The organism is Thermodesulfatator indicus DSM 15286, assembly GCF_000217795.1.
GTDB lineage: Bacteria > Desulfobacterota > Thermodesulfobacteria > Thermodesulfobacteriales > Thermodesulfatatoraceae > Thermodesulfatator > Thermodesulfatator indicus.
The window spans coordinates 694,487-715,090 of record NC_015681.1 but is presented as its reverse complement, the minus strand read 5'-3'; the positions used below and the strand labels follow the sequence as shown (position 1 = coordinate 715,090).

Here is a 20,604-nt window from a genome sequence, read left to right as displayed (position 1 = left end):
TTTAAAATTTAACTGTGTGTTAACAATTGATTGCCGTTTTATGAAAAAAATGTGACATGTATTTTGCAAACCACGGAATAGAAAGCAATCTCTGAGACTACTTCATCCTCTAACGAGGCCTCGCAGTGACAGTGAAGGGTTACTTTGGCGTGGCGATTACGTTTGCCCACTATGACATTTTGTTATTTAAAAACGCCTAGATTATTAAAGTAGTCTTTTCTAACAGGGACAAATTTGTCGAATTTTTTGAAAATCTTGACGCTTCTAGCGTCTAAATCATTAGCGAATTTTTCGATAAAATCCTCTCAGGCTTTTTTATTCGCTATTGTCAGGGGTAGAAAGTTGCCTAAGTAAATAAAGTTAAAGAAAATGAAACTATCTAATATGGTATAAAATGTGCTATATTAGAAAGATATGATGTACTCGCTAGCGATAGTTATTCTTTTGTCATCCATTATAGGTAATCCGGTTTTTGCCCAGAACCCCTGTGATGGGCTACCTCAGGTTATTATTACTGGTGAGGTGGTGGCGGTTAAGCATCCCATTGCGTTAGTTCGAGATTCTTACGGCAATATTTATCATGTGCGCCTTGGTCCTTATTGGTTTTGGAAAAAACAGGGTTTTTATTTGAAGGTTGGCGAGCATGTTAGGATTGTAGCCATTCAAAAAGGTCTTTTACTTTTTCCCATTGTCATCTCTAGTCAAGACTTTGGCGTTTTTCGTATTCGGAATGAATGTGGCGAGCCTCTTTGGCGTACAGAAAGATAATGTCACAAAAAATTTTAGGCTACAAAACTACCTTTTTTTTAGCCATTGGAGTCTTAATACTGGCTATTGTTATTGAAGGGTTTTATTTCCGCCACTTTTTAGATAAAAGCATGGCCAGAGAAGCTAGAAGTACTTTAAATTTTCTTAAAGCTCGCCTTACCGCTTATGTTGAAACCATCGCATTATTACCGGATGTTCCTGATTATTTGAAAGATTTAGCCTGGCTAACAGATGAACTCCAAGGTCAGCCTCAACTGGTTGGTGTTTTAGTAAAAGAAAAAGGTAAAATCCTTCTAAATACCTTTCCGCAAAACCTGTCTTTGCCGGAAACGGTTTTTAAGAGTTGCTACCAGGGTTTTAATAGAGGAAATGTCAGGTATGTTTGTCAAAAATTTGAGGCCCTACCTGATCGAGAATTTTTTCTCCTCCTTGGCCTTGATATAAAATTTGCCCACAAAGCCTTTGCCAATTTCATTTTTTTGAGTGCCTGTATTTTAATAGCGGGAACGGCGCTTTTGGCCTCAGGCCTTTTTTATCTGGAAAAGTTTGCCCGCCGCCAAAAGGAACTGGAAGAAAAGCTTTTGGCTTCAGAAAAACTAGCGGCTATGGGTAAAATGTCAGCCATGGTGGCCCATGAGATAAGAAATCCCTTAAATAGTATTGTTATGGGCCTTCAGTACATGAGTGAAACTAGAAGACTTTCACCTGAAATAATTGATATGATAAAAAACGAAGCACAAAAGCTTACGGAACTTACCGGTGAGCTTTTTTCTTATACTCGGGGTTTTGAAACAAGGCCCCAAAAAATTGACGTTTTAGACGTAATTGAAGAGCTAGAAGAAAAATTCAGAGAAAAGATTGAGCGCCTTAGCTTGACTTTCATTGTAGAAAAAGGACCTTCGGCAACCATTTGGATAGATAAAAGATGGTGTCTCAGGGCCCTTGAGAATCTGTTACATAATGCCATAGAGGCCACTCCTGCTGGCGGAACTATAGAACTGGGTTATGAGATTTTAGATAAAGAGGTATGTTTTTACGTAAAAGATAGCGGAGAAGGGGTTTCTTTTTCTGTTCAAAATAAACTTTTTGAGCCTTTTTTTACTACTAAAGAAAATGGCTTTGGTTTAGGGCTTTATTTAGTGCGTAAGGTTGCCGAAGCCCACGGTGGCCGAGTATCTTTTATTTCTAAGCCCAAAGAAGGTACCGTTTTTAAAATTTATTTTCCTAAAGCCCATGAATAGCAAAATTCTTATTGTAGAAGATGATAAACCTCAGGCCAAAATTCTTGGAGATTACTTGCGGCATAAAGGTTTTGATGTCTCTTGTGCTCTTAACGCCGCTGAAGGCAAAAAACTCCTTGAAGAACGGATTTTTGACCTGGCCATACTTGACTGGAAGCTGCCTGATGAAGACGGCCTTTCCCTTCTAAAATGGCTAAAAGAAAAGCAACCACTTACCCAAGTAATAATGCTTACCGCCTTCGCTACGGTAGAACGGGCGGTAGAGGCTATAAAAGGCGGAGCTTATCACTACCTTACCAAGCCGGTAAACCTTGAGGAACTAATTTTTATCATAGAAAAGGCCCTGAAAGAGCTTCGCCTAGTGCGTGAGGTGGAAAAATTAAGGGCCCAGCTAAAAGAGCTTTCGCCACCTGATGTGCCGGATATCATAGCCGAAAGCCCTAAGATGAAAGATACATTGCGTCTGGTAGCCAAAGTGGCCTCAACTGATGCTACGGTTCTCATTTTAGGCGAGTCGGGGACAGGCAAAGAGGTTATTGCTAATCTTATTCACCGTTTAAGTCCCAGGCAAAATGCTCCTTTTATTAAGGTGAACTGTGCCGCTATTCCCGAGGGGCTCCTTGAGTCAGAGCTATTTGGTCATGAAAAAGGGGCTTTTACTGGAGCTGACAAAGCCAAGCCCGGGCTTTTTGAGATGGCTGATGGAGGAAGTATTTTCCTTGATGAGATAGGCGATATGCCCCTTTCTTTACAGGCCAAGTTATTAAGGGTACTTCAAGAAGGCCTTATTAGGAGGATAGGGGCGACCAAGGAAACCAAAGTAAATGTAAGGATTATCACCGCTACCAATAAAGATCTCGAGACTTTGGTGGAAGAAGGCAGATTTCGCGAAGATCTTTTCTGGCGGATAAATGTTTTTACTATAAGGATTCCTCCTTTAAGAGAACGGCGCGAAGATATTTTGCCCCTTACCCAGTATTTCCTAGATAAATTTTCCCAAAAACACCAAAAAACGCTTCAGGGGTTTAGCCGAGAAGCGCTCGATGCTTTGCTTTCTCATCATTATCCTGGAAACGTACGGGAGCTTGAAAACTTGATTGAACGTGCGGTTATTTTAACTGAAGAAGGAGAGGCAATCACCCTTGAAGGATTCCCGTTACCCATGAAGCTGCAAAACGAAAAGAAAAAGACGGATCTTTTTTACACGTTACCTTTACCAGAAGCAGTGTCCCTCCTCGAAAAAGATCGTATAAAACAAGCCATGGAAGAGGCCCAGGGGATAAAGACAAGGGCCGCCGAACTTTTGGGAATATCTGAGCGGGTGTTGCGTTACAAACTGGCTAAATATGGCCTGGCCGGAGAAGATTAACTTGGCTAGTGTTTATTTTTCGCTTATAAAGACTAATTATGGCCAGAAAAAAATATGGAAATATTTTAGACCGCATTGGTAATACCCCTTTGGTTCCTATCAGGAGGCTTAGGTCTAACCCCAAAGTCCAGATTTACGGAAAAATTGAAGCCGTAAACCCTGGCGGTTCGGTAAAAGATCGCATTGCCCTTTCTATGATAGAAGCCGCTGAAGAATCTGGAGAGCTAACCCGAGAGAAGATTATCATTGAGGCTTCAAGCGGAAATACCGGCATAGGCCTGGCGCTGGTTTCAGCAGTTAAGGGCTACCGTTGCTTAATAGCCATGAGTGAGGCAGCTTCCATTGAGCGCCGTAAAATTATGCGGGCCTTTGGTGCGGAGATTTTGCTCACCTCTGCGGAAAAGGGAACAGACGGGGCTATTGAAGCGGTCTATGAACTCGCCCGTAAATATCCCGATAAATATTATCTTACCGACCAGTTCAATAATCCTGCCAACTGGCAGGCCCATTATTACGGTACAGCACCTGAAATTTGGCGAGACACCGAGGGTAAAGTAACCCATATTGTAGCCGGTATGGGGACTACAGGCACCCTCATGGGCCTGGCCCGTTTTTTCAGAGATAAAAATCTCCCAGCAAAAGTTATAGGGGTTGAGCCTTTACCAGGCCATCGTTTGCAGGGCCTTAAAAATATGAAAGAGTCCTACCCGCCGGGCATTTTTGATAAGAAGATTCTTGCGGAAATCATAAACGTGCCTGATGAAGAGGCTTTTGAGCTTACTCGCCGCCTGGCCAGGGAAGAAGGTATCTTTGTGGGCATGAGTTCAGGGGCCGCTCTTTACGGGGCCCTTGAGCTGGCTAAACGCATAGACGAAGGTGTAATAGTCGTTATCTTCCCTGATGGGGGTGAGCGCTATCTTTCTACGTCCCTTTGGGACTTTGAAGACCTGCCCAAACAAGGGCCACGTTTTACCAACACCCTGACGAGAAAAACAGAGGCCTTTAAGCCTTTAAAGGAAGGCCTGGTGGGTATTTACACCTGTGGTCCTACTGTTCATAGAAGGCCTCATCTTGGGCTTTACCGTCGTATGATTACAGCTGACCTCTTGAGACGCTATCTTGAATACAAAGGCTATGAAGTGACTCACGTGGTTAACCTTACTGATTTTGATGATAAGACTATTCAAGCTGCTTTAGAAAATAAAATTCCTTTAAAAGAACTAACTCAGAGAGTAGCTCATGAATTTTTTGAAGACCTTAAAACTCTCAATATTTCTCAGGCGAGTTTTTACCCGCGGGCCAGTGAACATATAGAGGAGATGATTGAACTTACTCGTCGTCTTATAGAAAAAGATTTTGCTTACGTAAGACACGGGTCAGTTTATTTTGATGTTTCAAAACTTAAAAACTACGGCCTTCTTTCAAAAATTGATCTTACCAAATTAAAAACTGGAGCAACTGTTGACCTTGAAGATTACGAAAAAGACGATCCGCTTGATTTTACCCTATTTAAGAGGGCTTCTCTTCAGGAACTAAAAGAAGGGTTTTATGTGGAAACCGAATGGGGTAAGGTGCGTCCAGGCTGGCATATCCAGTGTGCGGCCATGTCTCTCAAGTATCTCGGCGAGGAATTTGACATTCATACTAGCGGAACAGATCTTATCTTCCCTCACCATGAAGACGAAATAGCCATTGCCCGCGCCCTTACGGGAAAAATTCCGGCTCGTTTCTGGCTGCATTCGGCTCTTGTTTCTCGTAAGGGCAAAAAGATGTCTTTTTCTGCCGGAAACGCCATTACTATCCCGGAGCTTTTGGCCAAGGGGTACTCTGGGCGGGGAATACGCTACTTTCTTTTGCGCACTCATTATCGCAAGCCTCTTGATTTTTCTTTTAAAGCCCTAGATGAAGCGGCTAAAGCCCTAAAAGGGCTTGACCTTTTTATGGTGTTTTTGGCGCGAGAGCCTAGCGGGCAGACTGATTTTCCCGTGGCCCAAACTGTAGAGAATTTTTTAGAATGTTTTGAAGCAGCTTTAGACGATGACCTGAATATTTCCAAGGCGTTTGCGGCTCTTTTTGAGTTTACCAATCGGCTTGAGCCAGTACTTAGCCGAGAAGGTCTTGACGAAGATGATACATTGAAGGTCAAAGAGGCTTTAAGCAAGGTCAACAAGGTTTTGGCCATTATTCGCGAGGCGAAAATCGCTGCTGAACCTGAAGTTAAAGAAGTTTTAGCACGCCGAGAAGAAGCCCGCCAAAAAGGGCTTTTTGAAAAGGCTGACCGCTTGCGCGAAGAACTGATAAAGCAGGGTTTTTGGGTCATAGATACCCCGCGAGGACCTATTGCTGCGGCTTTTGACCATGAAGCCTGAAGCCGTAGTAGTTATTGAAAAGCTCATCCACGGTGGAGAGGGGCTGGCAAGGCTTCCTGACGGCCAGGTGGTCTTTGTCTCTGATGTTATTCCTGGCGAAAAAGTTCATATAAAAATAACGCAAAGGCTTGGAGACTACTCGCTCGCCAGGCCTTTAGAGATCCTTGAGCCTGATCCTCAGCGCAGAAAACCGATCTGTCCGTATTTTTCTTCTTGTGGGGGATGCCAGTTTCAACATCTGCCTTACACGCGGCAGCTAGAAGAAAAGCTTTCTATTTTTTGTGAAACCCTTGAGCGCACCGGAAAGCTTCCTGCTAAGGAGCTGGTCTCAGGTATTGTGCCTTCGCCAAGAGAATTTTTTTACCGTAACCGCCTGCAATTTCACGTGCATCAGGAAACAGGGGCCCTTGGCTTTTTGAAGCGTCGCTCTCATGATCTGGTTCCGGTTAGGGAATGTGCTCTGGCTGCACCGGAAATTAACGAGGTAATCAAAAAACTCCCTGATATACCGGCCTGGAAGCGCCTGCATCCTTATGTTAAACGAGTGAACCTGGCCCTTTCTCTGGCGGAAAGAAAAGTGGTGCTCCTTTTCTGGAGTCAACTTGCTCCCCGTGAAGAGGATCTGGCCGAAATTTATGAAGAACTTTCGGTGCTCAAAGCTATTTATTATTGGATTCGTGGAAGAAATCCGGTAGGCCCATTCCCCAAAGACGCCAAAGACCGGGGTCGCCGGCGTATGCCTATACCCAAACAAATTGCCGGTACCGAAAAAGATGTATTTTTCTGGGCCTCTCCTGGAGTCTTTGTCCAGGCTAACTGGGAGATTAATCTCAATATTATGGCCTATTTGAAAGAGATTTTACCCCTTGCCTCTGGCCAGGAAATTTTAGACGTCCATTGTGGAATAGGGAATTTTTTGTTACCACTGGCCACCGGGACTAATTGTGGAGAAGGTGTTGATACTGACCACCGGGCCATTGCCGATGCTCAGGAAAATGCCTCTTTGTGGGGGCTTTCCCAGGTAACCTTTGAAGTGTATTCGGCCATAGAGGCCCTGATTAATTATTTCAAAGAAGCTCGCTCTTTTCCTTTGGCCTTACTAGATCCCCCACGGGGAGGCTGCAAAGAGATTCTTCGCTTTTTGCCTGACGTGGTTTCAGAAAAATTAGTTTACATCTCCTGTGATCCACCCACCCTCGCGCGAGACCTTAAGATTTTGCAAAAGCTTGGTTTTAAAATTCTTTCTGTCAAGGCCTTTGACATGTTTCCCCAGACTTTTCACCTTGAAAGTGTAACTTTATTGGAGAAAACTTCATAAATGAAACAAAGCTCCCGTCGAGACTTTTTAAGTATTGGGGCCAAGTTATTTTTGGGAGGATTGGCCGTTACCGGTCTTTATATGGCTGTGCACATTTTCCCTCGGCCCCCTAAAAAGGTGTTGGTCAAAGGGGAGGAGCTCAAAAACAAAAATTTATATGTGGCTAAAGATTTTTTCTTGGTAAAACAACAGGATAGCTGGCTTGCCCTTTGGCGGCGCTGTCCTCATTTAGGGTGCCAGGTAAACTATGATCCTCGGCAAGAAATTTTTATCTGCCCGTGTCACCAGAGCCGTTTTACTAAAAGCGGCCAATATATAGCTGGCCCGGCTAAAAAAGACCTTGAAGTTTTAGCTGTTAGTCAAAAACAAGGGGGGCTTATCGTTGAGCTCCCGGGTTAACCCTTTTATAGCCTGGGCGGCGGCTAATTCTTTTTTATTGGCCCTGATAAGTGGAGTTTTTCTGGCTTTTCCTTTTAGGGTAGAGATGCCTCTTGTTTCAACGGTTGGTATAGAAGGGGTTTTACCTTTTGGTGATTTTATCAGAGGAATTCATTTTTACACAGGCCAGTTAGCTTTTTTGTTTTTGTTGGCCCACATTGTAGATAGCCTGAGGCTTAGAAGTTATGCCCGCAAAAGTTGGTTTTCTTGGTTCCTTTTAATAGTTACTTTTCCCCTCACCGTATTTGCTCTTTTTTCCGGTTATGTGGTGCGTAATGATGAAATAGGCTCTTCTGCCGGCCATATTGCTGAAAGCCTGTTGCTTGAAGTGCCGTTAGTAGGTAGCTTTTTGAATCATCTTATAATGGCCGTTTCCAAAGAAGGAGTTCACAGGATTTATGCCGCCCATATCTGTGTATCTTTTCTTTTGTTTATAGGGCTTTGTGGTTGGCACTTTAATCTTAAAAAAATCAAGATATATGATCTGGCTTTCATGGGCTTATTGGCCTCGGCTTTAACTTTGATTTACCCACCACTTCTGAGGCCTTTTGAGCCGGACCTTTCTGTCCTTGGTCCTTGGTTTTTTGTAGGTATTCAAGAGCTTCTCAGGCATTTGCCGCCATTTTGGGCTGGCGTAGTCTTCCCTTCTATACCGGTGGTTGCTTTATTTGGGTATAAAAAATTTCCTAAGTTTTCAGCAGGTATTTTGCTTGCTTGGCATGTTGTTTACTTTTTTCTTATGTGGGTAGGCTTTAATCGATGAGAAAGATTTTTGTTATTTTAGGTATAGCCCTTTTAGTTTTTGTTCTGGTTAAGGAATGGAAGCGCAAGAGGGCTCCTCAGGTGTTCACCACTACTTCTGGTCGGGTGGAGATGTGTTTGGCCTGCCATGATGAAGCGCCTGAAAAAGTCCACAGCCGGGAAGTGGTAGGCTGTTCCCCTTGTCATTTAGGCAATCCCTTGCGCATGGATAAAGACCTGGCCCATACGGGTATGGTAAAAAATCCGGGGGACCTGCGGGTAGTGGAAAAAACTTGCGGGAGGCCTGAATGTCATCCAGAAATGCCAGGCAAAGTGAAAAAGTCCCTTATGGCTACTAACAGAGGGATTATAAATGTTCTTTTGCGTTACTGGGGAGAAATTCCTAAAGATGCCAAAAATCGTCCCGAAGACAGCGTAGAGTATCTCTTAAAAACCGGGAAAAATTCACTAGCCCTTGATTATTACCGCAAGCTTTGTGGCTCCTGTCATTTATGGATGGAAAAGGGTAAGCTTCCAGATTTTCTGGCGGAAAAAGGCGGGGGATGTGTGGCTTGCCACTTAGTAAAAGGCCCAAAAGGAGCCAAACACCCAATACTCACTCGTAAGATTCCCTTGGAAAATTGCGTAAGATGCCACAATAGAAGCGGCCGTATTGGTCTTACCTATCAAGGACTTTATGAAGACGAAGGTTACGGCACCCCTTATACTGATGGAGACTTTGGGGCGGAAACACTAATTGATGGCCGTTTTGTACGGCGTATCCCCGCGGATATCCATTTCAAGGCCGGGTTGGTATGCACGGATTGTCACGTGGCTAACGAAACTATGGGTGATGGGAAAGCCTATAATCATTTTGAAGAAAGCCTGGAGATAACTTGCCGTTCCTGTCACGGAGGGAAAGGTATTACTCGTAAAGGTAACAAGTTGCCTCGAGTCAAAAAGGAAGGAAAAAAATGGATTTTGACCGGATTAAATGGCCGAAAATATGAGCTTAAGCCTCCTGATCCTATAAAATGTGAACATCCAGTGCACAAAAGGCTTAGTTGTCAAGCCTGTCATGCTCCACGGGTGCCTCAATGTTTTGGATGTCATATACGTTATGACCCTCGTGAAAAACAGTTAGACAAACTTACCAATACGGAAACCCCAGGTGCCTGGGAAGAATTTCGTTCGTATATGCGCCTTGATGAGCCAACTCTAGGTGTCAAAGGCGATGAGGTGCTAATTATTGTTCCCGGGTGACAGGACTTTGTTAGTGTGCTTTCCCGGGACGGAAAGCTAAAAAAAGAATTCAAAAGAATGACCTGGTCATTTATGGACCCTCACGCTACGAGCAAGGCTCGTACTTGTGAGGATTGTCATACTTCAGCCAAGACCGTGGGGCTTGGTTATGGTTCTCTCAGCTATTTAGGCAATGGTGAGTGGCACTTTGAGAGCGCTGAAAGGAAAGAAAGTGAGCTACTTGGACTAGATTTCCCGCTTTCGGCGGTTACGGATCTAAACGGAAAAGTATTTGTAAATTTTTCGCGCAAAGACTTAAGGGCTTTTACTTCAGAAGAGATTAAGCGCATTTTGAGAGTGGGCTTATGCCTTCCCTGCCATAAAGATTTTTCTGATCCGGTAATGAATAACTGGAAGCCCGGAAATACTTGTCCCGTCTTCAAAGAAAAAATTAATTCGAATTAAGTCAAAAATTTGTAACAATTTAGAAGAGCTTTTGTCAAAGATAGGCGCTAATTATAGAGCAAAACTTTAAAATAGAGGAGGAAGCGTTATGCGTAAATGGTTGATGGTTTTAATGTTGTTTCTTTTTAGTGTTACAGGGGTTCATGCTGCCAAGCTTACTCTGCTTGGGGCAGGAGCGACTTTCCCTTATCCCCTGTATTCTAAGTGGTTTAATGTTTATTACAAAAAGACAGGTATAAAAGTTAATTATCAGGCTATTGGTTCTGGCGGTGGTATTCGTCAGCTTTTGGCCCGTACGGTTGATTTTGGGGCTACCGATGCTCCTATGAAGGATTCTGATCTGGCTAAAGCTCCGGCGCCAATTCTTCACATTCCGATGACTCTTGGTGCGGTAGCCATTGGTTTTAACGTTCCTGGAGTAACAGAGTTAAAATTAACTCCCAAAGTGCTTGCTGATATCTTTTTAGGGAAAATTACCAAATGGAATGATCCCGCTATTCAAAAAATTAATGATGTAAGGTTACCTGATTTGCCTATTATTGTGGCTCATCGTTCTGATTCTTCTGGAACCACCTATATTTTTACCGACTATCTTTGCAAAGTTAGCAAAGAATGGTGTGAAAAAGTTGGTCATGGTAAGACAGTAAAATGGCCTGTAGGTATGGGTGGTAAAGGTAATCCCGGGGTAGCCGCTTATATTAAGAAGATTCCGGGAACAATCGGCTACATTGAAATTGCCTACGCCATAGAAAACCACATTCCTGTAGCTGCTCTCCAGAATAAAGCTGGAAGATTTATAAAACCTACTTTAGAATCTATTTCTGCTGCTGCTAATATTAAAAATATTCCCGATGATACTCGTTGTTCTATTACCAACACCGATGCTCCTAATGGTTATCCTATAGCTTCTTTTACCTGGATTATTATCTATAAAGAACAAAATTATAATAACCGTTCTTACAAACGTGCCAAAGAATTGGTTAAACTTCTCTGGTGGTGTATCCACGATGCCCAGCAGTACAACGAAAAGCTCCTTTACGGAAAACTTCCTCCTATTGTAGTGCATAAAGGAGAGAAGATTCTTAAGAGCGTTACCTATAACGGCAAACCTATTCTCTAAAATTAATAATCCCTCCCTTTAAAAGCCCCCCTTATGGGGGCTTTTTTATTTTTCAACTTGTCTTAAAATCGTTTTAATGATTTTTAACCTTGATGGGTCAAAATTTTTAGAAGTTTTCTGGCATAGACCCGATGTAATAAGACAGACCGTCGAAAGTTACGGGCCTTATGGGCCGCTGGTTTTTATTTTTATTCAGGTCCTTCAGATAGTCTTAGCTCCTCTTCCCGGAGAGATAACAGGCTTTATTGCAGGTTATCTCTTTGGAGCTTTCTGGGGTTTTATCTACGCTATGATTGGTCTTACCATTGGATCATCAATTGCTTTTTACATAGCTCGCTATTTTCGTCGTTTTTTTGCCAAGAAGTTTTCCCGTTCAAAGCAATTTCGGCGCTTAGAAATTTTTATTTGCCGCAGGGGACTTTTGGCCATTTTTATTTGTTATCTTTTCCCAGGGTTTCCGAAAGATTCTCTTAATTATTTTGTAGGGCTTTTCCCCATCCCTTTTAGAGTGTTTTTAGTTATCATGGTTTTGGGAAGAATCCCCGGGACATTGGCTTTAGTATTACAGGGAGCTTCTCTTTATGAAAAAAATTGGGTTATGTTAGGCATAGTGGGGGGCTTAAGTCTAATACTTTTAGGTCTTTTTTACTGGAAACGAAAAATAATTTACGAGTATCTGGATAAAAATGCGCCTAGCTTATCTTGATTTAATAGGCGGTATATCTGGGGATATGTTTCTCGCTGCCTTGCACGGAGCTGGGGTGCCGAAGGAAATTTTTGATGAGACCTTCGCTCGGCTTCCAGGGAAAATATACTGGCAATGTGAAAAAGTTGAAGTAAATGGACTTAAAGCTTTACGTATAAAGATAGACGCCTATGAAAAAGGTTCTCTTCCTCAAAAATATCACGAGCTAATAAGCTTGGTTGAAAGGCTAGATTTTTCTGAATCTATAAAAACTCAGGCTAAAGAGATACTAAAAATCATTTTTGAGGCTGAAGCCGAAGCCCACGGTAAACCATTAGAAGAAATTCATCTTCACGAACTTTCAGCCTACGATACTTTAGCTGACATTTTTGGAGTGCTTGTCGGCCTTGACTTTTTGGGTATTGAAGGATTGTTTGCCTCAGAAATCCCTTTGGGAAGAGCTGTCATTGACACTTCTCACGGAAAGATTCCGATTCCTGCCCCGGCGACGATTAATATTTTGAAAGATCTTCCTGTTGTGGGTATCCCTGAAGAAGCTGAAACAGTTACTCCAACTGGAGCAGCATTGTTAAGAGTGCTTGTTTCAAATTTTGGCCCCCTACCTTCTATGGTTTTAGAAAAAATAGGAGTTAGTACCGGAACTTTTATTTTTAAGTCCCGGCCAAATATGTTGCGTTTTTTTTTAGGAAAAACTGAAAATTTTGAAGAACTAATCTGTGAAACTTTAGTAGAAATAGAAACTAACATAGACGACCAGTCTCCAGAAGAATTGGCTTATGTAGCGGAAAAAATTCTAGAGGCAGGAGCATTAGATGTGGGCTTTGTTCCATTTTATATGAAAAAGGGTCGTCCAGGAATTAAGTTTTTTATTTTAGCTAAACCTAATAAAGTATTAAGTCTTACTTACCTAGTCTTAAAAGAAACTAAGACTTTAGGAGTGCGCCTAAAAGAAGTAAAAAGAATAAGTTGTGAACGACAAATAGAAGAAGTATCTACTCCGTGGGGAAAAGTTAGGGTAAAAAAAGCTAAATTCCCATGTAAAGATTTCAAAGTAGAATTTGAAGATCTTAAAAACATAGCAGAGCAAACAAATTCTTCTATTAAAGAAATAAAAAGAAAAATAGAATCATATTTATCAAGAAAATTAACTTGAGTTTTTGAAAACATCGAAATTTTAAAACAAGTGTTACGAATCTCAGGTAGTTATCTTATATATTCTTTTTAGTTTTTATTGTTTATATAGTTTCAAGTCATATCTTTATTATTAATCTGAGCATTTTTAGATTAACAAAGTGTCATCGCTAACATAATCGCTAAGGCTAAGTAACTCTCTTTGTCACTGCGAGGCCTTGTTAGAGGCCGAAGCAGTCTCACAGACTCCTTCGCTGCGCTCGGACAAGAATTGCTTTGCTTTGCTCGCAATGACTCAATTGTCGCCTATTTAATGACTTCATTATTATTTTGCCTTTCTTGACGATATAAAAATAACTAATTGTAATAATTTTGTTATGAAGTTACGTAGTATCTGGAAAATATAAATCGTATTTTGTTATTTAGATAACTATTGTAGTTCAGTTTTTGATAAATAGATTATAAGTTGCAATATATTATGTAAAGCTAAATAAATTTGGACTGAAAAATGTCAAAAATTACAAAGGACAAAATTGAGAGACAGCTAGATAAAAAACTGTTTTGTTCCAGAGTTTATTGAAAACAAAGGCCTTCAAGAAAAGCTTGAAATTTTTTTAAATTTCTGTTAAGGCTTTTTAAACAAACCAAATTCTCTTAAACAACTCTGTTCGCAGCCATATAAAAATAAAAATTAAGGAGGTTATTATGAACGTGAAAGGATGGAGTGCTGTTTTAGCTTTAATAACTCTTGTTTTATGTTTTCCAGTAGTTTCCAGTGCTCAAAAGTTTATAACAATTGGTACAGGAAGTGTAACAGGTGTTTATTATCCTACTGGTGGCGCTATTTGTCGTTTAATGAACAAAGAGAGAAAGATTACCGGTGTGAGATGCACTGTGGAATCTACTGGTGGAAGCGTATATAACGTAAATATGATTAAAAAAGGAGAACTTGATTTTGGTATTGCTCAAAGTGATGTTGTCTATCAGGCATTTACTGGTACCGGCCGTTTTAAAGGTAAGCCTATCAAAAATTTAAGAGTGGTAATGTCTATTCATCCTGAACTTATGACTTTAGTTGTAAGAAAAGATAGCGGAATAAAAAGTTTTTATGATCTTAAAGGTAAAACTATTAATATAGGGAATCCTGGTAGCGGCCAAGAAGCTACCTCAAGAGCTATTTTTGAATATTGTAAAAACGTAGTAAGTCTCAAAGATATCACACCAGAATATTTGAAAGCAAGCGAATGTCCTAATGCATTAAAAGATAGAAAAATAGAAGGTTATTTTTATATGGTAGGCCATCCCACAGCCAATATTAAAGACGCGGCTAACTCAGTTGATATTGATTTGATTAATTTAGATAATGTCCCTTGTATTAAAAAACTAGTCGAAGATAAACCATATTATGCTTGGGGAACAATTCCTGCCAAAATGTATAGGGGTGTAAATCATCCTACTAATACTTTTGGAGTAAAAGCAATTCTTGTGACTAGTGATAAGATGGATCCTAAGATTGTTTACAATATGGTCAAAGTAATTCTTGATAATTTTGATACCTTCAAAAAAATGCATCCTGCATACAAACATCTTACCAAAAAAGACCTTCTTAAAGGTTTTGATAAAAGTATGATGCATCCTGGTGCTGTAAAAGCGTTTAAGGAGGCAGGGCTTCTGTAATGACTGATTTAAGGAAAGATGTGGAGGAGGCCGAAAAGCAAAGCGCCTCGCTCCACATAGACAAAGATTTAGAAGAAAGACTTCTTATTGAGCTAGAGGGGCAAAGGACTTTTGAAAATACCTTTCTTGCCCCTCTCATATCTGTTATTGCCTTTAGTTGGTCAGTTTTTCAGCTATACGTATCATATTTTCCAGTTAATTCCACTATTATAAGAAGTGTTCATCTGGCCTTTGCCATATTCCTTACTTTTTTGATTTATCCTATTAAGAAAAAACAGAAATACTTAGAGAAAGTTTTTTGGTATGACTATCTTTTAGCTATTATAGGAATGATTGGAGCTGCTTATATTGCTATTGATTTTACAGGTCTTGCCAACAGAGCTGGAGATTATCTTTTAAGAGACATTGCGATAGGTATAATATTTATTGTTATTTTACTTGAAGCCGGCAGAAGAGCAATAGGAATTGCTCTTAGCTTAGTTGCTATTGCCTTTTTGCTTTATGATAAATTGGGTGAACATCTTCCCGACTTAATAGCTCATAAAAATGTGCCATTAGAGAAGCTAATCGGTCAAATTTATTTAACCACCGAAGGCATTTTTGGAGTCCCTTTAGGTGTTTCCGCTAGTTTTGTTTTCCTTTTTGTTCTCTTTGGAGCTCTACTTGAGAGAGCGGGGGCTGGAGAATATTTTATCAAACTTGCTTACGCTTTATTAGGTAGATACGTCGGTGGCCCGGCTAAAGCTGCTGTAGTAGCCAGCGGCCTAACCGGTATTATTAGTGGAAGTTCTACAGCTAATGTAGTAACCACGGGAGTGTTTACTATCCCTCTTATGAAAAAGGCGGGCTTTCCTCCCGAAAAAGCCGCTGCTGTAGAAGTTGCCGCTTCTACTAATGGACAGCTTATGCCTCCAGTGATGGGTGCTGCTGCTTTTATTATAGCTGAATTTCTTGGTTTAAGTTATATGGACGTTGTTATCTCTGCGGCTATTCCTGCCATTGTAAGTTATATAGGTCTTCTTTATATCGTCCACTTAGAAGCTAAGAAATTAGGTTTGAGAGGAGAAGATCCTTCTAAATTGCCCCCTAAACTAAAAACATTCATTAGTGGATTACATTATTTTATTCCAGTTGTCTATCTTTTGTATGTACTTATGATTTTAAGGCAATCTCCTCAAATGTCTGCTTTTTCTGCTATCTGGGTAATGATGGTATTAATGATAATTCAGCCTATTTTTCAAAAGATAATTGCCAAACAACCTTTGAATAAAAGAGATTTTATACAGGGATTCATAGATATTTACCATGGTATGGTAACTGGGGCCAGAAATATGATTCCAATTGCTCTGGCTACAGCTATAGCAGGAATAGTAGTAGGAAGTATTACTATTACAGGGATAGGCCAGGTTCTTGTAGATGTGGTTGATACTATTTCTCAAGGAAATATTTTTATAATTCTTTTCCTTACTGCTATTATTTCTTTGATTTTGGGAATGGGGCTTCCCACTACTGCAAATTATATTGTAGTATCTTCATTGGCAGCTCCTGTTATTCTTCAACTTGCTCAAGCCAATGGTTTTCTTATTCCTGCATTAGCTGCTCATCTTTTTGTATTTTATTTTGGAATTTTAGCTGACGACACTCCTCCTGTGGGTATAGCTGCTTATGCTGCTTCCGCTATAGCTAAGTCGAATCCTATAAAAACTGGTGTCCAAGGTTTTTCTTATGATATAAGAACAGCCATTTTACCTTTTGCCTTTTTCTTTAATACGGAATTACTATTAATTTCTTCAGTAAATAGCTGGGATCTTACCGAGGTCACGTTCATCAAGAATCCACTTAAAATAGCTTTTATTTTTGGTATGGCCCTTATGGGAATGTTGAGTTTTTCATCTGCTGTACAGGGTTTTCTATTGAAAAAACTAAATATAATTCAGCGCCTTCTTTTTTTATTTGCTACTTTCCTTTTCTTGGTTCCCAATCTCGCCCATCGGTATTTTGATATGCCCTCTGAGTATCTTTCTTTTGTTATAGGAATGGCTATTTGGGCGTTAATTTATTTCTGGCAAAAAGCAACTATACCTGAGAGCTTTTTACTTAAGAGTCCTTTGGGGAGCCGAGATAAAGAATAATTTCAAAGATCATGGTCCACCGAGGTTAGTAGTTAGTAGATATAAAGGTTGACAAAACGGCCTAAGGTGGCTATAGATTTGTCGGGATCGGGACGCAGCGGGACGTGGCGCAGCCTGGCAGCGCACCTGCTTGGGGTGTAGGGGGTCGGCGGTTCAAATCCGCCCGTCCCGACCATTAGCTTAGTTCAGCCTGTAAGGCTCCTGGGAAAAACTGGGGGCCTTAATTTATTATGGAAAACTAATAAAACCGGGCTTTGGCCTGGGGGGAGGTGAATAATGCGGGCACCAGCAACAGTTTGCCAGATTGACAGGTTTCCCGCCCAGGGGGCCCAAAAGGCCACTGAAACAGGTTTTATTTCTACGCATCTTTTGGTTGAGATGTGGCAGTCTCCATTTAATTTGCTGGCTGACGCCAAAGTAGTAGAAAAGGCATTGCGTTACGGCGGAAGCGGCGATTACCACGATGAACAGGGAGAGGTAATTAGCTACCAGTTTTCTCCTTATGGCGTTTCAGCTAAAGCCACTTTTGGAGACGCGCACATCTTTATTCACACCTGGCCGGAAAATGGTTACGCGGCCATTGACATTTTTGCCGGAAGTGATGAAGAGGCTTACGAGATTTTTGAGCGTTTAAAGGAAGCCTTTAAGCCTCATTATGTTCACGCCCTGGAAATGAAACGGGGACAACTTATTGAAATGGAGGAAACTTGACTCGCTACTGGTGGTTCGAAAAAATCACACCGCATTATTCGCACGGGTATAACGTTATCCCCATTTACGAGAAGCGCACCCCTTATCAGCATTTGCTGATTTATAAAAACGAGCTGTGGGGGCGCTTCCTCGTTCTTGACGGGATAACTCAATTTACTGAAAAAGACGAATTTATTTATCACGAGACTATTGTCTTTTGCCCGGCGGCCTCTTTAGAAACCCCACCTGAAAAAGTTCTTGTTATCGGTGGGGGAGACGGTGGTGTCATACGCGAATTACAAAAGATTTCAGAAATAAAGTCTATTCTTCAACTGGAAATAGACCAGGAAGTATTTAAGGCCTGCCAAAAGTATTTGCGAGAAATAGCTGGAGATTATAGTGATCCTCGCGTAGAGTTTCGCATAGCAGATGGAGCTAAATTTGTTGCTGAAGCCCCGGCAGAAACCTATGACCTGGTGATAGTTGATTGTACAGACCCAATTGGCCCGGCCGTGGTTCTTTATACCGAAGAATTTTACAAGAATATAGCCAGAGTTTTAAAACCAAAGGGTTGTTTTATTCAACAGGCAAGTATTCCTCGTTTTTTTCCTGAAACTTTACCTATGGCCTACCATCGGGCCCAAAAAGCCTTTCCTGTGGTAGAGATACTCAGGGCCCCCGTTCCCTGCTATGGTGATGAAATTGCCTTTATCTTGGGAAGCAAAACCGATTCTGCTTGTAAGCCCAGAAGGTCTTATCACGGCAAGTTTTATAACCCCGCGGTGCACCAGGCCTCATTTGCCATTCCTTCCTGGTGGCAGGATCTGTTGAAACAATAATCGTTCAATTAATTATTTTTATAGATTTTTTGTCTTTATTACCACTTTGTTTCTATCCCGTTTTAAATTTTTTGATATTAACATTTGAGAAAATTTTAAGTTTGGGGTAGGCCTAAAGAAGAAAAAAGTTTAAGGAGGGTGCCGTGAGCGAAGATATCAAAAAAATGTATCGCACCATTGTTTCTGACCATTTCCCTGATGAAATCAAGATAACTTTTGGGGACCAAACCCTTACCTATCGCAAAAGGACCTGGAAGATAGAAGTAGAGCCTGGGGTCATTGAGGAGCGCGGTTTGCGTTATGGGGAAAACCCTGATCAGGAGGCAGCTCTTTACGAGCTGGTAGGAGGTAATCTGGTTTTGGGTGAATGTGAGTATATAGAGCCGGGCCTTGGCCTTGTCTCAAGCCTATCTGAAGAAGACATGCTCCAGTTTGGTAAACACCCTAGTAAAACCAATCTTACCGATGTGGATAACTCTCTCAATATTTTACGTTATTTGGCCAAGCGGCCAGCCTGTGTAATCGTAAAACATAATAACCCTTGTGGGGTGGCTCATGGTGAAACCATTGAAGAGGCCTTCATCAGGGCTTATCGGGCAGACCGAATTGCCGCTTTCGGTGGCGCCATTGCTCTTAACCGTTCGGTGGATAAGGCCTGCGCCGAGGCTATTAGTCGGGAATACTTTGAAGTGGTGGCGGCGCCGGAATATGAGGAAGGGGCGGTTGAGATTCTCAAAAAACGCAAAAACCTTCGCATAATTCGTATCAAACGGATAGACAGGCTTGAAGAATACTGGGGTAAAAGGGTCGTTGAGTTTAAAAGCTTAATTGACGGTGGCATTATTGTTCAGCAGTCCCAGGTTAATAAAGTTAGAGGGCCTGAAGATCTGAAACCAGCGGTGGCCAAAAAACCTGACGGTACGGAAGTGCGCTGCAAGAGAGAGCCTACCGAGCGCGAGATTGAAGATATGATCTTCGGCTGGGCGGTAGAGATAGGCGTAACTTCGAACTCCGTTCTTTTCGTAAAAGACCTTTGCACCGTGGCTATTGGCACCGGAGAGCAGGACCGGGTCGGCGTTACGGAAATCGCCATTTTCAAGGCCTATGTCAAGTATGCTGACCTCCTTTGTTATGACCGCTACGGAATTCCCTATAAACAACTTGAGCTTGAAATACGAAAGGGGCTCAGGCCCGAGGCCCAGAAAATAGAAATAGACGAAGAAACCAGGGCCAAGAGGGCCGGCCTTCCCGGCTCGGTGATGGTTTCAGACGCCTTTTTCCCTTTCAGGGACGCTGTAGATGTGGCTATCAAGGAAGGTATTTCGGCCATTATACAGCCGGGTGGTTCGGTTAGAGACTGGGAGTCCATTGAGGCCTGCAACGAAGCGGATCCCCCCGTGGCCATGCTCTTCACCGGCCAGCGAGTTTTTAAACACTAAGCACAAGGGACAGGCAAACTTTTGCCTGTCCCTTTATGTTTGAGTGGAAAAATTTTTCCATCCAGAGCCTAATTTTGGAAAAAATTTTCCACTAAATTTCCCTTTAAATCTATTTAAAGGGAAATTTTTTTCTCTTTTCAGTTTTAGCCTCCCAGAAGCCCTAGATTTTACTAAGAAAATTTTCTGGCATTAATTTTGCTTGATTTGAGAAAAATAAAGAAGAAGAGAGGAGGGGTTAAAGTTATGAAGAAGGGTATTTTGGGGTTAGTTTTTGGTTTGGTATTATGTTTGGTGTTACCTTTATCGGTCCAGGCAGTCATAATTAATGGCAGTTTTGAGACAGGAGATTTAACAGGATGGGCTGCTGGTGGCCAGGCAGGAGTTCAAAGTAGTGTTGTCTTTGAAGGTCTTTACGCTGCCTGGATAGGAACAGTAGATTTTAATGATGATGATACAAATGATTTTACCGGTGAAGGAGGTACAGAAGGTTATACTAACAACTGGATTTCGCAGATAATAAACGTTTCAGGAATGGCTAGTTTAAGCCTTTATTACAATTATTACACTTGGGACTTTGCAGGGTGGGACGAGCCTGGTTTTGAAATACAGATTAATGGCAATCCAGTTCTTTCTATCAATGCCGGAGACATAGATACTACAGGAGATGAAACTTCTCTTGATTTTACCGGCTGGCAACTTTTTACTTACGACTTGACAAATTATCCCTTTGATACTCTAACGCTTACAATATATGCTGGAAATACAGGAGACGACATTATCCAATCATGGGTTTATATTGACGCTGTCCGCCTTAACCCAATTCCTGAACCTTCATCCATCCTGTTACTGGCTTTGGCTGGTGGTTCATTATTAGCTTATCGTTTGCGGCATAAGAAGTAATATTTGTCGCGGTTAAGTG

18 protein-coding genes and 1 tRNA gene are annotated in these 20,604 nt (G+C 41.5%); all 19 read left to right on the top strand.

The features are described from left to right. The first annotated feature begins 414 nt into the window (after positions 1-414). Positions 415-768 carry a MamS/MamX family magnetosome protein gene (locus tag THEIN_RS03390; protein WP_013907298.1) on the top strand — a complete coding sequence of 118 codons (354 nt, stop codon included), beginning with the start codon at positions 415-417 and terminating at the stop codon, positions 766-768. Beyond that, complete coding sequence (locus THEIN_RS03385; protein ID WP_013907297.1) at positions 768-2,009, top strand: two-component system sensor histidine kinase NtrB; 1,242 nt, start codon at positions 768-770, stop codon at positions 2,007-2,009. The genes THEIN_RS03390 and THEIN_RS03385 overlap by 1 nt, the downstream gene beginning before the upstream one ends. Continuing rightward, positions 2,002-3,378: a sigma-54-dependent transcriptional regulator gene (locus tag THEIN_RS03380; protein ID WP_013907296.1), complete on the top strand. Its 1,377-nt coding sequence runs from the start codon at positions 2,002-2,004 to the stop codon at positions 3,376-3,378. The genes THEIN_RS03385 and THEIN_RS03380 overlap by 8 nt, the downstream gene beginning before the upstream one ends. A 38-nt stretch (positions 3,379-3,416) precedes the next feature. Continuing rightward, a complete protein-coding gene (gene cysS, locus THEIN_RS03375; protein WP_013907295.1) occupies positions 3,417-5,747 on the top strand; it encodes a cysteine--tRNA ligase in 2,331 nt (776 codons plus the stop codon). Beyond that, positions 5,719-7,065 (top strand): 23S rRNA (uracil(1939)-C(5))-methyltransferase RlmD, encoded by a 1,347-nt coding sequence (gene rlmD, locus THEIN_RS03370; protein WP_013907294.1) that lies wholly within the window; start codon positions 5,719-5,721, stop codon positions 7,063-7,065. Before cysS ends, rlmD begins: the two co-directional genes overlap by 29 nt. Further along, positions 7,066-7,464 (top strand): QcrA and Rieske domain-containing protein, encoded by a 399-nt coding sequence (locus tag THEIN_RS11510; protein ID WP_013907293.1) that lies wholly within the window; start codon positions 7,066-7,068, stop codon positions 7,462-7,464. It begins immediately after the preceding gene. After that, on the top strand, positions 7,448-8,266 hold the full coding sequence (locus THEIN_RS03360) for a cytochrome b N-terminal domain-containing protein (protein WP_013907292.1): 819 nt from the start codon (positions 7,448-7,450) through the stop codon (positions 8,264-8,266). The genes THEIN_RS11510 and THEIN_RS03360 overlap by 17 nt, the downstream gene beginning before the upstream one ends. Then, positions 8,263-9,507: a hypothetical protein gene (locus THEIN_RS03355; RefSeq protein ID WP_041434483.1), complete on the top strand. Its 1,245-nt coding sequence runs from the start codon at positions 8,263-8,265 to the stop codon at positions 9,505-9,507. The genes THEIN_RS03360 and THEIN_RS03355 overlap by 4 nt, the downstream gene beginning before the upstream one ends. Positions 9,508-9,564: 57 nt before the next feature. Continuing rightward, the gene (locus THEIN_RS03350) at positions 9,565-9,951 is read left to right on the top strand and encodes a hypothetical protein (protein WP_148236927.1); all 387 of its coding nucleotides are present in this window, start codon (positions 9,565-9,567) and stop codon (positions 9,949-9,951) included. 88 nt (positions 9,952-10,039) lie between these two features. After that, positions 10,040-11,071 (top strand): phosphate ABC transporter substrate-binding protein PstS, encoded by a 1,032-nt coding sequence (gene pstS, locus THEIN_RS03345; RefSeq protein WP_013907290.1) that lies wholly within the window; start codon positions 10,040-10,042, stop codon positions 11,069-11,071. A 76-nt stretch (positions 11,072-11,147) separates the two neighbouring features. Beyond that, positions 11,148-11,777, top strand: a complete 630-nt coding sequence (locus THEIN_RS03340) for a TVP38/TMEM64 family protein (protein ID WP_013907289.1) — start codon at positions 11,148-11,150, stop codon at positions 11,775-11,777. Beyond that, positions 11,758-12,930, top strand: coding sequence for a nickel pincer cofactor biosynthesis protein LarC (gene larC, locus THEIN_RS03335; protein ID WP_013907288.1), 1,173 nt, complete (start codon positions 11,758-11,760; stop codon positions 12,928-12,930). The genes THEIN_RS03340 and larC overlap by 20 nt, the downstream gene beginning before the upstream one ends. Before the next feature lie 683 nt (positions 12,931-13,613). Then, positions 13,614-14,585, top strand: a complete 972-nt coding sequence (locus THEIN_RS03330; RefSeq protein WP_013907287.1) for a TAXI family TRAP transporter solute-binding subunit — start codon at positions 13,614-13,616, stop codon at positions 14,583-14,585. After that, complete coding sequence (locus THEIN_RS03325) at positions 14,585-16,717, top strand: TRAP transporter permease (protein WP_013907286.1); 2,133 nt, start codon at positions 14,585-14,587, stop codon at positions 16,715-16,717. The genes THEIN_RS03330 and THEIN_RS03325 overlap by 1 nt, the downstream gene beginning before the upstream one ends. Positions 16,718-16,815: 98 nt before the next feature. After that, positions 16,816-16,892, top strand: a tRNA-Pro gene (locus tag THEIN_RS03320). 101 nt (positions 16,893-16,993) lie between these two features. After that, positions 16,994-17,428 carry an adenosylmethionine decarboxylase gene (gene speD / locus THEIN_RS03315; protein WP_013907285.1) on the top strand — a complete coding sequence of 145 codons (435 nt, stop codon included), beginning with the start codon at positions 16,994-16,996 and terminating at the stop codon, positions 17,426-17,428. Continuing rightward, positions 17,425-18,246: a polyamine aminopropyltransferase gene (gene speE, locus THEIN_RS03310; RefSeq protein ID WP_013907284.1), complete on the top strand. Its 822-nt coding sequence runs from the start codon at positions 17,425-17,427 to the stop codon at positions 18,244-18,246. Before speD ends, speE begins: the two co-directional genes overlap by 4 nt. A gap of 143 nt (positions 18,247-18,389) precedes the next feature. Further along, positions 18,390-19,685 carry a phosphoribosylaminoimidazolecarboxamide formyltransferase gene (locus THEIN_RS03305; protein WP_013907283.1) on the top strand — a complete coding sequence of 432 codons (1,296 nt, stop codon included), beginning with the start codon at positions 18,390-18,392 and terminating at the stop codon, positions 19,683-19,685. A gap of 243 nt (positions 19,686-19,928) precedes the next feature. Next, positions 19,929-20,585, top strand: coding sequence for a PEP-CTERM sorting domain-containing protein (locus THEIN_RS03300; RefSeq protein ID WP_013907282.1), 657 nt, complete (start codon positions 19,929-19,931; stop codon positions 20,583-20,585). The last annotated feature ends 19 nt before the right edge of the window (positions 20,586-20,604 follow it).

Excerpts from the sequence above, each read along its gene's own strand:
- THEIN_RS03390 (WP_013907298.1), top strand. The coding sequence starts at position 415 with ATGATGTACTCGCTAGCGATAGTTATTCTTTTGTCATCCATTATAGGT.
- THEIN_RS03385 (WP_013907297.1), top strand. The coding sequence starts at position 768 with ATGTCACAAAAAATTTTAGGCTACAAAACTACCTTTTTTTTAGCCATT.
- THEIN_RS03380 (WP_013907296.1), top strand. The coding sequence starts at position 2,002 with ATGAATAGCAAAATTCTTATTGTAGAAGATGATAAACCTCAGGCCAAA.
- cysS (WP_013907295.1), top strand. The coding sequence starts at position 3,417 with ATGGCCAGAAAAAAATATGGAAATATTTTAGACCGCATTGGTAATACC.
- THEIN_RS11510 (WP_013907293.1), top strand. The coding sequence starts at position 7,066 with ATGAAACAAAGCTCCCGTCGAGACTTTTTAAGTATTGGGGCCAAGTTA.
- THEIN_RS03355 (WP_041434483.1), top strand. The coding sequence starts at position 8,263 with ATGAGAAAGATTTTTGTTATTTTAGGTATAGCCCTTTTAGTTTTTGTT.
- THEIN_RS03350 (WP_148236927.1), top strand. The coding sequence starts at position 9,565 with ATGACCTGGTCATTTATGGACCCTCACGCTACGAGCAAGGCTCGTACT.
- pstS (WP_013907290.1), top strand. The coding sequence starts at position 10,040 with ATGCGTAAATGGTTGATGGTTTTAATGTTGTTTCTTTTTAGTGTTACA.
- THEIN_RS03340 (WP_013907289.1), top strand. The coding sequence starts at position 11,148 with ATGATTTTTAACCTTGATGGGTCAAAATTTTTAGAAGTTTTCTGGCAT.
- larC (WP_013907288.1), top strand. The coding sequence starts at position 11,758 with ATGCGCCTAGCTTATCTTGATTTAATAGGCGGTATATCTGGGGATATG.
- THEIN_RS03330 (WP_013907287.1), top strand. The coding sequence starts at position 13,614 with ATGAACGTGAAAGGATGGAGTGCTGTTTTAGCTTTAATAACTCTTGTT.
- THEIN_RS03325 (WP_013907286.1), top strand. The coding sequence starts at position 14,585 with ATGACTGATTTAAGGAAAGATGTGGAGGAGGCCGAAAAGCAAAGCGCC.
- speD (WP_013907285.1), top strand. The coding sequence starts at position 16,994 with ATGCGGGCACCAGCAACAGTTTGCCAGATTGACAGGTTTCCCGCCCAG.
- THEIN_RS03300 (WP_013907282.1), top strand. The coding sequence starts at position 19,929 with ATGAAGAAGGGTATTTTGGGGTTAGTTTTTGGTTTGGTATTATGTTTG.